At 67.8% G+C, this 12499-nt stretch carries 10 protein-coding genes; 5 read left to right on the top strand and 5 right to left on the bottom strand.

Going from position 1 to position 12499, the window contains the following annotated elements; all coding sequences use genetic code 11:
• The first annotated feature begins 106 nt into the window (after positions 1-106).
• The 4 genes from ngcE to ACGFI6_RS09600 are packed head-to-tail and all read left to right on the top strand — an operon-like array spanning position 107 to position 4521.
• Positions 107-1483, top strand: a complete 1377-nt coding sequence (gene ngcE, locus ACGFI6_RS09615; protein ID WP_393116750.1) for an N-acetylglucosamine/diacetylchitobiose ABC transporter substrate-binding protein — start codon at positions 107-109, stop codon at positions 1481-1483.
• The gene (locus ACGFI6_RS09610) at positions 1483-2373 is read left to right on the top strand and encodes a carbohydrate ABC transporter permease (protein ID WP_393116749.1); all 891 of its coding nucleotides are present in this window, start codon (positions 1483-1485) and stop codon (positions 2371-2373) included. The genes ngcE and ACGFI6_RS09610 overlap by 1 nt, the downstream gene beginning before the upstream one ends.
• A 10-nt stretch (positions 2374-2383) precedes the next feature.
• On the top strand, positions 2384-3283 hold the full coding sequence (locus ACGFI6_RS09605; protein WP_393116747.1) for a carbohydrate ABC transporter permease: 900 nt from the start codon (positions 2384-2386) through the stop codon (positions 3281-3283).
• Positions 3280-4521 (top strand): hypothetical protein, encoded by a 1242-nt coding sequence (locus tag ACGFI6_RS09600; protein ID WP_393116745.1) that lies wholly within the window; start codon positions 3280-3282, stop codon positions 4519-4521. The genes ACGFI6_RS09605 and ACGFI6_RS09600 overlap by 4 nt, the downstream gene beginning before the upstream one ends.
• A gap of 1 nt (position 4522) precedes the next feature.
• On the opposite strand, the gene ACGFI6_RS09595 is transcribed toward ACGFI6_RS09600, so the two are convergent.
• From ACGFI6_RS09595 to ACGFI6_RS09580, 4 genes are all read right to left on the bottom strand, one after another.
• Positions 4523-5962: an amidase gene (locus tag ACGFI6_RS09595; protein WP_393116743.1), complete on the bottom strand. Its 1440-nt coding sequence runs from the start codon at positions 5960-5962 to the stop codon at positions 4523-4525.
• A 66-nt stretch (positions 5963-6028) separates the two neighbouring features.
• Positions 6029-7423 (bottom strand): ricin-type beta-trefoil lectin domain protein, encoded by a 1395-nt coding sequence (locus ACGFI6_RS09590; RefSeq protein WP_393116741.1) that lies wholly within the window; start codon positions 7421-7423, stop codon positions 6029-6031.
• A gap of 52 nt (positions 7424-7475) precedes the next feature.
• Positions 7476-9539, bottom strand: coding sequence for a YhgE/Pip family protein (locus ACGFI6_RS09585; protein ID WP_393116740.1), 2064 nt, complete (start codon positions 9537-9539; stop codon positions 7476-7478).
• Complete coding sequence (locus tag ACGFI6_RS09580) at positions 9536-10252, bottom strand: hypothetical protein (protein ID WP_393116738.1); 717 nt, start codon at positions 10250-10252, stop codon at positions 9536-9538. Before ACGFI6_RS09580 ends, ACGFI6_RS09585 begins: the two co-directional genes overlap by 4 nt.
• A 56-nt stretch (positions 10253-10308) precedes the next feature.
• On the opposite strand from ACGFI6_RS09580, the gene ACGFI6_RS09575 reads away from it, so the two are divergent.
• The gene (locus tag ACGFI6_RS09575) at positions 10309-10920 is read left to right on the top strand and encodes a TetR/AcrR family transcriptional regulator (protein ID WP_393116736.1); all 612 of its coding nucleotides are present in this window, start codon (positions 10309-10311) and stop codon (positions 10918-10920) included.
• On the opposite strand, the gene ACGFI6_RS09570 is transcribed toward ACGFI6_RS09575, so the two are convergent.
• Positions 10901-12331 carry a molybdopterin-dependent oxidoreductase gene (locus ACGFI6_RS09570; RefSeq protein WP_393116734.1) on the bottom strand — a complete coding sequence of 477 codons (1431 nt, stop codon included), beginning with the start codon at positions 12329-12331 and terminating at the stop codon, positions 10901-10903. The genes ACGFI6_RS09575 and ACGFI6_RS09570 overlap by 20 nt on opposite strands.
• Positions 12332-12499 lie beyond the last annotated feature (168 nt).

Raw genomic sequence — 12499 nt, 5'->3', positions numbered from 1 at the left:
CCAGTGGTCTAGTCGATCTTGTCGACCAGGCTCGAATCCCCTTCCGCAGTCACGGTCCGGCGGCGTATCCATGACCCAGTTATTGCCCCGGAGAGGACTCGTCATCATGATCGAGGTCGACCGTCGTACCCTGCTCCGCGCCGCTCTGGCCGGATCCGCCGTTGCCACGCTCGCCTCTTGTGCGAAGCCCGTCCAGGACAAGGCCGCCGCGCCGGCCGCCGGCTCCAGTACGTCCGTGGACGGCAGCAAGCCGCTGGAGTTCTTCAACTTCGACGGCGGCTACGGCAAGGAATGGACCACGATGCCGCTGGATCTCTACCGCAAGGAGTTCCCGAACGCGGACGTGAAGCTGAACAGCGGCCAGCAGCTCCAGCAGCAGCTGCAGCCGCGGTTCATCCAGGGCAACCCGCCCGACCTGATCGAGAACGTCGGCATGGACGGCGCCACCCTGGCCGCGAAGAAGCAGGTCATGGACATCGGGTCGCTGCTCGACATGGAGGCGTACGGGCAACCGGGCGTGAAGGTCCGCGACACGCTGCTCCCCGGCGTCGCCGAGGCCGGCCGGTACGACGGCGTGAAGTACGAGATGCCGTACGTGTTCGGCGTCGGCGGGATCTGGTACAGCAAGCCGCTGATGGACAAGCACGGCTGGGAGTACCCGAAGCACTGGGACGAGATGCTCGCGCTCTGCGCGGAGATCAAGAAGACGACCGACATCGCGCCGTGGACGTACCAGGGCAAGTTCCCCGGCTACCTCACCAACCCGATGCTGATGACGGCGTACAAGGCGGCCGGCCCGGACCTGAAGAAGAAGGTCGACAACCTGGAGCCGAACGCCTGGCGCGACCCCGCGTTCATCGCGGCCGCCGAGGGCTACCAGGAGCTGGCCGCGAAGGGCTACCTGCTGGAGGGTTCGCAGGCGCTCACGCACACCCAGTCGCAGACGTACTGGGCGCAGGGCAAGGCGGTCTTCATCCCGTGCGGCGGCTGGCTCGAGAACGAGCTCGGCGACATCGCCCCGAAGGACCTCGGGATGACGATGGTGCCGGTGCCGGGCATGTCGTCCGCCGACAAGGCCCCGTTCGAGACGGTCACCGGCGGTCCCGGTGGTGCGCTGATCGTCCCGGCCAAGGCGAAGAACCCGCAGGGCGGCCTCGAACTGCTGCGGATCATCGTGTCCAAGCAGTGCATGCAGAACTTCACCAAGGTGACCAAGTCACTGACCGTGGTGAAGGGCGCCACCGACGGCGTCGAGCTGTCCTCGGCGAACAAGTCCATGCAGGACGTGATCGAGGCGGCCGGTACGAACATGTTCTCGGACTGGTCGTGGCGGCTGTGGTACAAGAAGCTGCTGGACAACTCCGACAAGGCGATGGCCGCGCTGATGAACCGCGAGCTCACCCCGGACGGGTGGAGCAAGCAGATGCAGAAGTACGCCGACGAGACCGCGAAGGACCCGTCGATCAAGAAGTTCCACGTCTGATGCACCACGGGAAGTACCGGTTCGTCATCAGCCTGCTGATCGTTCCGCTGGCCGTCTACGCGGTGTTCGTGATCTCGCCGTACGTGCAGGCGTTCCCGATCGCGTTCACGGACTGGGAGGGGCTGTCGGCGACCTACCACTACATCGGGTTCGGGAACTTCGTCACGCTGTTCCACGACTCGGTGTTCTGGGTGGCGCTGCGGCACAACCTGTTCCTGCTGGTCTCGCTGCCGATCATCGTCGTCACGCTGTCGCTGTTCTTCTCCACCGCACTCAACTACCGCGGCGGCGTGCCGGGATCCCGGATCTACAAGGTGGTGTACTTCTTTCCCGGCATCTTGTCGATCGCGATCGTCGGCGTGCTGTGGCAGTTCGTCTTCGAGCCGCGCAGCGGGCTGCTGAACGGGTTCCTGCGCGCGGTCGGGCTGGACGGACTGGCGCGGCTCTGGCTCGGCGACGGGAAGACCGCGCTCGGCTCGATCATGGCGGTGGTCGTGTGGGGCGGCGTCGGGTTCTACGTCGTCCTGTTCACGGCCGCGATGGCGGCGATCCCTCGCGAGCTGTACGAGGCCGCCCTGCTCGACGGGGCCGGTGCGGTGCAGTCGTTCTTCCGGGTGACGCTGCCGTTGATCTGGAACACGGTGCAGACCGCGCTCGCGTTCCAGGTGATCGGGGCGCTGGACCTGTTCGCGCTGGTGAAGATCCTGTCGGTCGGCCCGGGCGGTCCGGACGACGCGACCCAGGTGATCTCGCTGTACATGTACACGAACGCATTCACGTACGGGAAGTTCGGGTACGCGTCCGCGATCGGGGTGACGTTGTTCGCGATCAACATGATCCTGACCCTGCTCACGTTCCGGCTGACCCGCCGCGAGCGGGTCGAGTACTGAGGAGCCTGCGATGGCCTTGCTGACGTCACCGTCGCGGACGGTAACGCCCGACGTACCGCCTGCTGCTCCGGCCCGGTCGCAGGCCGGCGCCCGAGTGCTGGGTGGGGTGTCCCAGGGGTTCCTGCTCGTGTGGGGCGCGATGGTCGTGTTCCCGTTGCTGTGGGCGGTGCTCAGCTCGTTCAAGTCCGACAAGGACATCTTCACCAGCCCGTGGAGCCTGCCGACCCACTGGCAGTGGAACAACTTCTCCCGCGCGTGGAACGAGTCACACATCGGCTCGTACTTCTTCAACAGCGTGATCGTCGTGGTCTCCGGCGTCGTACTGACGTTGCTGCTGTCGTCGGCGGTCGCGTACGTGCTGGCACATTTCGAGTTCCCGGGCTCGCGAGTGCTCTACTACGTGTTCGTGGCGGGGATGGTGTTTCCCGGGTTCCTGGCGCTGGTGCCGCTGTTCTTCGTGATCCAGAACCTCGGGCTGATGAACTCGTACCTCGGGCTGATCCTGGTGTACGCCGCGCACGGGATGTCGTTCTCGGTGTTCTTCCTCACGGCTTTTTTCAAGACCCAGTCGAAGGAGCTGGCCGAGGCAGGACTTGTCGACGGGTGTTCTCATTGGGGTGTGCTCTTTCGCATCATGCTGCCGCTCGCCAGGCCCGGTCTGGTCAGCATCGGCATCTTCCAGTTCCTCGGGATGTGGAACGAGTACCTGCTGCCACTGGTGCTGAACACCGACGAGAAGCGGTACTTGGTCACCCAGGGGCTGGCGAATATCGCGGTCACTCAGGGGTACCACAGTGACTTCTCCGGTTTGTTCGCCGGACTGACCATCTCGATAATTCCGGTCCTGGCCGTATATCTTGTCTTCCATCGGCAGATCAGCACCGGTATGACCGCGGGAGCACTCAAGTGACCGAACTCCGACTGGCAGCGAAGTCCCTCGACGTCACGCCTCCGCCCGGTCATCTGCTCGACGGCTACGCCGCCCGCGCGGACGTCGCGACCGGCACGGCGGACCCACTGCGAGCGAGCATCATCTGGTTGTCGACCGCCGACGACCCGGGCGTGCTCTGGCTCACGCTGGACGCGATCGCCGTCGGGTGCCAGTTGCGTAGCGAGCTCGCCGCGGCCGCAGGCGCCGCGGCCGGCATCCCGCCGTCGCACGTCGTGGTGTCCGCGTCACACACGCATTCGGGACCGTCCGGCTGGACCGGTGAGATCCATCCGGTGATCCCCGCCGCGCGCGAGGCCGACCTGGTTGACGCGCTCGTCGGCGCGGTGCGCTCGGTGCAGTTGGAGACGCAGCCGGTGACCGCGTCCTGGCGTTCGATCGAGGTCGTCGGCGTCGGTACGAACCGGCATCGGCGCAACGGTCCGCACGACAACACGGCCGGCATCCTCGCGCTGCACTCGGCGTCCGGCGCGCTCGAGGCCGTACTGCTCGACTTCGCCTGTCACCCGACGACGTACGGACCGGAGAACCTGAAGTACTCGGCCGACTGGCCGGGCGCTGCTCGTGCGGCGCTCGCGCCCGCCGTCGTCGGATTCCTCCAGGGTGCCGCGGGGGACGTGAGCCCGCGGTTCACCCGGCAGGGGCGCGGTGCGGCCGAGGTCACGCGCCTCGGATCGTTGCTCGCCGGTCGCGTTCGCGAGGCGCTTGCCCAGCCCGGCCTGGAGCTGCCTCAGGCCGCGCCGGTCATCCGCCGTACGACGCTCACCCTGCCGGTCCGCAACATCCCGCCCGCGGCTGAGGCCGCGAAGGTCGTGTCCGCGGCCGCCAGCCACGTCAACGGCAAGGACGACCCGTCCGGCCGGATCTCACAGACCCGGCTGGACGGCGCCCGCGGTCAGGCGCTGATGTCGGCCGCTTTGTTGCCACCGGCATATGACCTCTCGATCAGCACCGTCTCGATGGGCGGGGTCTGCTGGATCAACCTGCCGGTCGAGCTGTTCGCGGTCCACGGCGCGTGTCTCCAGGCTGACAGCACGCACCCGATCACGCGGGTCATCGGGTACACCGACGGCTACTTCGGGTACGTCGTGGACCCGTGCGCAGCGGAAGCCGGCACGTACGAGGCGCTGATCACCTTCTTCGACCAGCCCACGACGAACCAGCTCCTCAAGCAAACGGCCGACTTCGTCAACAGCTGATTTATAGGGCCTGGAAGCCGCCCAGCTCTTCTTCGAGCAGTTCGGCCAGGCGCAGCGGGGTGCGGTCCTCGTACATCGGGCCGATGAGCTGCACTCCGACCGGGAGACCCTCGGGGGAGCGGCCGGCCGGGATCGCGGTGGCGGGCAGGCCGGGCATCGTCGCCAGACCGGCCCAGACGAGCTGGTCGAAGTACGGGTACTCGACGCCGTCGATGTCGAGCTTGCGTTCCAGCGCGTTGGGGTCGTGATCGTGCGGGAACGCGGGCGTCGGCGTGATCGGACACACCACCGCATCGAACTCGGCGAAGAACTGCCGCCAGCCGTGGCGGTGGAGTTCGCGACGGTAGTTCGCCTGCATCCAGTCGTGGTGGCTGAACACCATGGCGCGGAGTTGCGCGGCGGCGAAGCTCTGGTCGTCCGCGCTGAGTCCGGCGATGCGGTCCTCGAGCTCCTCGATCGGAAAGTGCGCGACAGCGCCCGAGAACAGCAGCTGGATGTAGAGCGTCCCTGCCTCGGCCAGATCAGGCAGCAGCGGACTGTCATGTACGACGTGGGCGCTGTTGCCGACGAGCGCGTCGGCCACCCGGCGCACGCCTTCGCGTACAGCCGAACTGGTCGGGATGAGCGGATGCTCGTCGAGCACCAAGACCCGGAAGTCGCTGAGCCGTTCGTGGCGTGCGGGAGGCAGCTTCAACTCGTGCGCCACGCCGAGCGTCAGCGGGTCCGGCCCGGCCATCACGTCGAGCAGCAGCGTGAGGTCGCGGGCACTCCGCGCCATCGGCCCGACGACAGCCAGGTCGAGGTCGATCGGCAGGGCCGGCGCGGTCGGCGGAACCATGCCACGGTTGGCCGCGAGTCCGATGGTCGGTTTGTGCGCGTAGACGCCGCAGAAATGCGCGGGCGTACGCAGCGAACCGGCGAGGTCGGAGCCGAGCGAAAGCGCCCCGAACCCGGACGCCAGCGCCGCCGCCGACCCGCCGGACGAACCGCCCGAGGTGCGATCGTGGTCCCACGGATTGTTGGTCGTGCCATAGATCTCGTTGAAGGTCTGAATGTCCTGCAATCCCAACGGCACATTGGTCTTACCAACCACCACCGCACCGGCGGCCTTCAGCCGCGCCACCGCCACCGCGTCCTCGGTCGGCATATAGTCCGCGTACTCCGGCATGCCCCACGTCGTGGGCAGCCCCGCCATGTTGTAGCACTCCTTGACCGTCACCGGAATCCCAAGCAGCGGTCGCTCCTCCCCCCGAGCCCGAGTCTGATCGGCAAGCTCCGCATCCGCCCGTGCCCGCTCAAAGTCCCGCACACAAACGGCATTGACCGCCTCGTCCTCCCGCTCGATCCGCGCAATCACCCCCTCAACCAGCTCAACCGAGGTCACGTCCCCAGCCCGCAACGCATCCAAAAGCTCTTCAGCCGACCCAAAGTCCCAATCCATAAATCCGACGCTATAGACCCATCCGAGTAGCCACGAAATACTCTTTCGCGCAACGGGGTCTGTGTATTAGCGGGTCCACTTCTGGGTGTTGGATCCGTTGCAGGGGGTGGTGGTGACAGGGGCACCGTTGCCGGTGCCGACGGCTGCTAGGCACTGGGTTGGGGCGGCGGGGCTGGTGATGGTTTGGTCGGCGTTGAGGTCCCATGCTTGGTTGGGTGCGCCGGTGCAGGTCTCGATGGTGACGGTGGTGCCGGTCGTCATGCACATGTTCGCGTACACCGTCAGTTCTTTGGCGGCTGTGTAGTTCCACGACTGGTTGCCGCCGTTGTTGCAGTCCCACAGATCCAGTGACGTACCGGGTGCCGTCGAGAACCCGGGTACGTCGACGCATCGGCCGCTCGCGACACCCCACAGTGGTTCGCCGGGCGGGGCCGGCGGCAGGGTGTTGGTCGGCTCGTCCTTCAGCAGCCGCCAACCCCACCACAGCTGGTCGAGGCCGCTGCGGCTGTTGACCTGGAGATCCGCCGGTCCGACCTGCGTCGTCATCGAGTACGAGTCGCCCGTACGCAGCCCCGGCCAGTACACGATGCCCATCCCGTTCTCGCGGGCGACCTGCGTGAGCGCACCGAGGTACGCCGTGTAGACGTTCCCCTCGTGGTTGCCGTAGTTGAGCCCGATCGTCATCGGCGAACCTGCCTCGTCGATGATCGTCCGCCACCCGTACGTACCGATCCGCGGCCGCAGGTTCGCCAACCAGGCGGCCTCCGTGGTGTCGGACGCCCAGAATCCGTAGAAGTGCAACGACAGCAGCGTTCCGCGCAGCTCCGGCGCCGCGCCGACCCCGGTGACGTTGTCGTTGTAGCCGGTGCCGGAGATGACGATCCGGCCGCGCGGTACGTCGTGATGCCGGGCGATCCAGCCCGACGTGAGCGTCACCCACTCGGGCAGCGAGTACCCGAACGGCTCGTTCATCGGCTCGAAGTACACGTGCGGGTTCTTCCCGTACGCCTTGACGACGGTGTCCCACATGGCGGCGTACGCGGCCGGATCGTCGACGCGTCCGTCCTTGGCGTTGTCGGCCTCCCAGTAGCTGAGGATGACCTTGAACCCGCGCCCGACCGCCGCATCGATCGCACCGCGGTACGACGTCCACCAGGCGGTCCCGACGCTCGACGGGTTGATCGGCAGCCGGACCGTGTTCGCCTTGAGCTCCTTACGGAACTCGCCCACGATCCCGTCGGCCTTGCGGTACGTCGTCCGGTAGCTGTCCGCCGTACTGAGACCGGACGGGACCACCTCGTCGTGCGCGTAGTTGTCGCGCGGATCGGCCCAGTTCACGCCGCGGAACGCGTTGGTGTCGCCGGGCGGGGGTGCCGCCTGGGTCGAGGGGGCTGTCAGGGCGGTGACGGCGGCGGCGACCGAGAGCATCGCGGCGGCGATCCGGCGGACGGTTGAGCTCATGGGCCTGATGTTCACGCAAACATCAGGCCCGGTCAATGGCTCGCCGACGGCTTTACAGCACCAGTTCCGGCTGGAGCTTCTTGGCCGGCCAGACCCGCTGGTTGCGGGCCGCCAGCGTCGAGGCGGCGATCGCAACCGCGAACCAGGCGCCCAACGCGAGCAGGTCGCGGCCGAGGGAGGCGCCGGGGCCGCCGTACATCAGGTGCCGGACGCCGTCGATCGCGTAGCTCATCGGGAGGGCGTGGTGGAAGAAGTACAGCGGCTGCGGGATCGTCTGCCACGGGAACGTCCCGCCGGCGCTCACCAGTTGGACGACCATCAGTACGAGCCCGAGGAACTTGCCCACGGCACCGAACCACGCCGACAGCGCATGCAGGATCGCGACGAAGGTGAACGACGTCAGGATCAGGAATCCGACCGTCAGCCAGGGGTGCGCCGCGTTGATCCCGAGGCCGACGGTGACGGCCACGAAGACCAGCGTCGCCTGCACTGCGCCGAAGAGGGCCGGAGGCAACCAACCGCCGAGCGCCACCCGGAACGGTGACTGCAGGGCGGCCAGCGCCCGCGGCGACAGTGGTCGCACCAGCAGGAACAGGACATACGCACCGATCCAGCAGGCCAGGCTGAGGAAGAACGGAGCCAGCCCGGCGCCGTAGCTGTCCGCTGTGGCCTGTGAGACGTTCTGCAGCGTCACAGGTGCGCCCAGCGTCTCCGCGACGGCCTTGCGCTGATCAGCGGTCGGGTTGGGAATCTGCTTCACGCCACTGACCAGGCCGGTGTTCAGCTGCGTCGCGCCAGTCTTCAACTGGCCAACACCGGTCGCGAGGCTGTTCACACCGGTAAGCAGTTGCCCCTGCCCGGTCACGGCCTGCTTCTCACCCGCAGCGAGCTTCTGCGCACCGGTCTGCAACGTGCCCAGCCCGGTCTTCAGCTGGCCGGCACCAGTGTTGAGCTGGTGCGCGCCGCTGGCTGCAGTACTGATCCCACTGGTCAGTGCGGGGGTCGCCTTGGCCAGCGTGGATGCGCCGTTCGAAACCTTCCGGGCGCCGGTCGCGAGCTGGTTGAGCTGCTTCGAGGTCGACTGGATCTTGGTGTTCGCCTGGACCACGGGAGCCCGCAGCTTCGCGGTGTCCTGCAGAATCACCCGGATCTGATGCTGGCTCAGTCCCTGCGCCTTCAGCCGCGCGGCGAGCTGCGTGTCGAACGACTTCAGGTCCTTCACCAACGTGCTCGACGCGGTCGCGACCTGCTTCCCGACGCCGGCGATCTTCTCGTTGCCGTCGGCAACCTGATCCGCACCCTCGGCGAGCTGCTTGGTCTGCTTGGGCAGCGAGGCCGTCTTGTCCTTCAAAGTACCCAGGCCGCTGTCGAGCTGCGCGGCACCCGAGGCCAACGACGATGCGCCCTGCGACGCCTGCGTCGCGCCGGTGGACAGCTGTGTCGCGCCGGCCGAGAGCCGCTGCTGCGCGGTGTTGAGCTGCTTGGCACCCGACTGGAGCTTCGTGACCCCGGTCGCAGCCGACGTCAGACCGGTCTGCAACTGAGCGGCGCCGGCGGCCGCGGAACTCACCTGCTTGTGGATGGTGTTGTAGCCGGCCAGCAGCTGCGACGCGGCCGTCTCACTCACCTGCGACGCCACCGTCTTCGTCACCTGCGCGACGACCTGGTTGGCGATCGTGTGGGCGATGTAGTTGTTCGCGTCGTTGGTCAGCAGCTCCAGCTGCGCCTGCTTCGGCTTGAAGTCGGCACTGGACGCCAGGTCTGCCGAGAACGACTTGGGCAGCACCAGCGCGAACTCGTACTTCCCGTCCGACACCCCGTCGGTCGCGTCCGCACGATCCACGCGGTGCCAGTCGAAGCTCTTCGACTTCACCAGTTCGTCCGCGACCTCCGGTCCGACGTTGAGCTTCTCCCCGGTCGCGAGCGTCGTACCGGAGTCCTCGACGACCACGGCCGTCGGGATCTTGTCCAGTCGCCCGTACGGGTCGTGGTTCGCGTAGAGGTAGAGGCCGCCGTACAGCACCGGCACCAGCAGCAGCGCGACCACCGCCAGCTTGGGCAGCCGCCCGGCCGTCAGGCGCCGCAACTCACTCAGGGCCATCCGCAGCGCGGTCACGCCTCTGTCTCCTCTTCGTCCTCGTCGTCTTCTTCGTCTTCAATGGCAGCTACCGGCTCGACAGGAGCTGTCGGTGTGACCTGCACCGGGTCAGGCTGGTCGGTCTCGCCCATGCGAGCCGCCTTGATGTCCAGCAGCCGGGCCGCCGCGTCGGCGCAGGTGATGATCACGCCGTACCCGTCTGCGGCCAGTCCGCGACCCAGCTCGTACCAACCGTGCGGATCGCCACCATGCCGGTCTGGCATGGTCAGAATGACCACCTGTACGTCGGGGCGCGCCACGGTGAGCTCGGTGAGCAGCCTGGTCCGTACGGCGACCGGCAGGTGCTCGAACCGCTTGTCAGCATGCTCTGCGGCGTCATGCTCGGTCAGCCACTCCAGCACTGCCTTACGCCCTGCCTTGCGCCCCGCGATGGCTAACTCCTCGCCAACGACCGTCTGAACCGGCAGGGCATCGTCCGGCTCGGTGATGCCCGGTGCGTCGACCACGGCGACCCGTCGACGCAGTAGCGCGAGGTCAGCCTTCCCGTCGAGCCGGACCGTCCCGGTGTCGGGCTTGAGTCGCCCGGAGAGTCCTAGCGACGCAGCCACGTGGCCGGCGCCCGGGTAGCCGGTCAGCAGCACCACCTGGTGGTCGGCCACGGACACCGACGTGGTGTGCAGCATCGGTGCATGCGGACCCTGCACGCTGATCCCGACGGCCTCGAGCTCCATCCTGCATCCCCGTTCAATACGGTTGTGTATTCAATACAGAACTGTATCCTACTCCTATGGAACCGCTCAAGCGCCGCCGCTCCAACACCCGGGCCCGACTCCTCGAGGGAGCCCTGGAGGTGTTCGCCGAGCGCGGTTTCCACGGCGCGTCGGTGGAGGACATCTGCGAGCGCGCCGGATTCACCCGCGGCGCCTTCTACTCGAACTTCGGGTCCAAGGACGAGCTCGTCCTGGCGCTTTTCCAGGCCACGACCGACCGGCTGCTGGAGCAGATCGAGGCGCTGCTCCCGGAGCTCGCGAACCAGCCCGGCACGCTGCTCGACGCCGTCCTCGGGCTGCTCGACGAGACCGCGCCGGATCAACGGCAGTGGCATCTGATCTCGGCCGAGTTCACGCTGCATGCGCTCCGCGACGCCGAGGCGGCGGAGGCGCTGAAGAAGCAGCGAGCGATGTTCCGCGAGAGCCTGACCAAGCTGGTGGAGCAGATCACCGAGACCAGCGGGCTGGAGCTCAGCGTCCCGGCCGAGCAGTTCGTCCGCCTGGTCATCGCGGTCCACGAAGGGTCGCGCGCTCAGAGTCTCCTGGAGCCGGACGACGTCCCGTCCGGCTCCCTGGAGCACACCTTCCTGCCGATGGTGCTCGAGGCGGTCAGCCGACCTTCACGTTGACCGTGTGCAGACCGGTGGACCCGTTCGGAGCCGGGGGTGCCGAGTCTTCGACCTGGGGCGTTCCCTTGGCGTCGAACGCGCGTACCTGCAGGACGTGGTTGCCGCGCGGCGCGTCCCAGCTCCAGTGCCACTGCCGCCAGGTGTCGATCGACGGGTCCGTCGCCAGTGTGGCTTGTTGCCAGGAGCCCCCATCGACGCGGACCTCGACCTTCGAGACACCGACGTGCTGGTCCCAGGCCACGCCTGCGACCGTCACCTGGCCCGGCTCGACCTTCTTACCGCGCGGGGTGTCGATCCGCGACGACAGCTTGATCGGTCCGAGCGCCGACCACCCGCGCGGCGTCCAGTACCCCTCGAACTGGTCGAACCGCGTCACCTCGATGTCGACCAGCCACTTCGTCGCCGACACGTAGCCGTACAGGCCGGGGACAACGACGCGTACCGGGAAGCCGTGCTCCACCGGCAGCGGGTCCCCGTTCATCGCGAACGCCAGCATCGCCTGCCGGTCGTCGAGCAGCGTCGGCAGCGGCGTACCGGCGGTGAACCCGTCCTTCGACGTCGACTTGATCGCGTCGGCATCCGCCGCCGGGCCGGCCTCCTGGAGCAGATCCTTGAGGAGCACGCCGGACCAGAGCGCGTTCCCGATCAGGTCGCCGCCGACCTCGTTGCTGACGCAGGTCAGCGTCACCCACTTGTGGACGACCGGACGCTTCAGGAGGTCGTCGAAGTTCAGCTCGATCTCCTTGCCGACCATGCCGTGGATGCGCAGCTTCCAGTCCGCGGGCACGATCTGCGGCACCGAGAGCGCGGTGTCGATGCGATAGAAGTCGGCGTTCGGGGTGGCCCACGGGACGGCGCCGTCGGCTTGTACGCCGGCAGGCGGCGCGAGGGTCGGAGGCTGCGGGAGTTGGAGCTGCTTGCGAGCGTCGGCCACCGCGGCGCGGTTCCCGCCGACGACCTTGCCGAGGACCGCGACCGCGGCCGATCCGAGGGCGACACCGGTCGAGAGCTGCAGGAAGCCGCGCCGGCTGACGCCGTCGTCAGGGAAGTCGATCAGCGGCTCGAGTCGCCGGCTGAACAGGCGCAGTACGAGCAGCGCGGCGACGCCCGCGAGCGCCGACGGCAGGAACCCGGTCTGGCCCGAGTCCGCGCGGGTGAAGGCCGCCACCACGGCGACAGCGCTGAGCGCGATCGTGATCAGCGCGCCGGCCCAGTACCGACGCACGGCGAGCATCCCGCCGACCGCGGCGAGCGCCGCGACCACGATCAGGATGCCGACCCGGAGCGCGGTCTTGTCGTGCGTGCCGAACAAGGAGATCGCGAGATCCTTGAGCCACGGCGGCACCCGGTCGATGAACGCGGACCCGATCGCCACCACCGGCGTCTGTGGCGTACCGAGGACGGCCGCCACCAAGCTTCCGACAGCAAGCCCGGCCAACGCCGCCAGCACACCACCGACGGCCCCACGCCACCTCAGACCCCGCCGACCCGGCACCAATCGCCCCGCCGAACCCCCGCCGGCACTCCCCCCGGAGGGGCCACCCGTACCACCGGCGGAGTCCTCAGCCAGTGGGGTGGT

Origin of the sequence: Kribbella sp. NPDC048928 (assembly GCF_043197975.1) — a bacterium.
In the GTDB taxonomy this organism is placed as follows: domain Bacteria; phylum Actinomycetota; class Actinomycetes; order Propionibacteriales; family Kribbellaceae; genus Kribbella.
The sequence above is the reverse complement of the archived record's forward strand: the minus strand, read 5'-3'. Positions and strand labels throughout refer to the sequence as shown.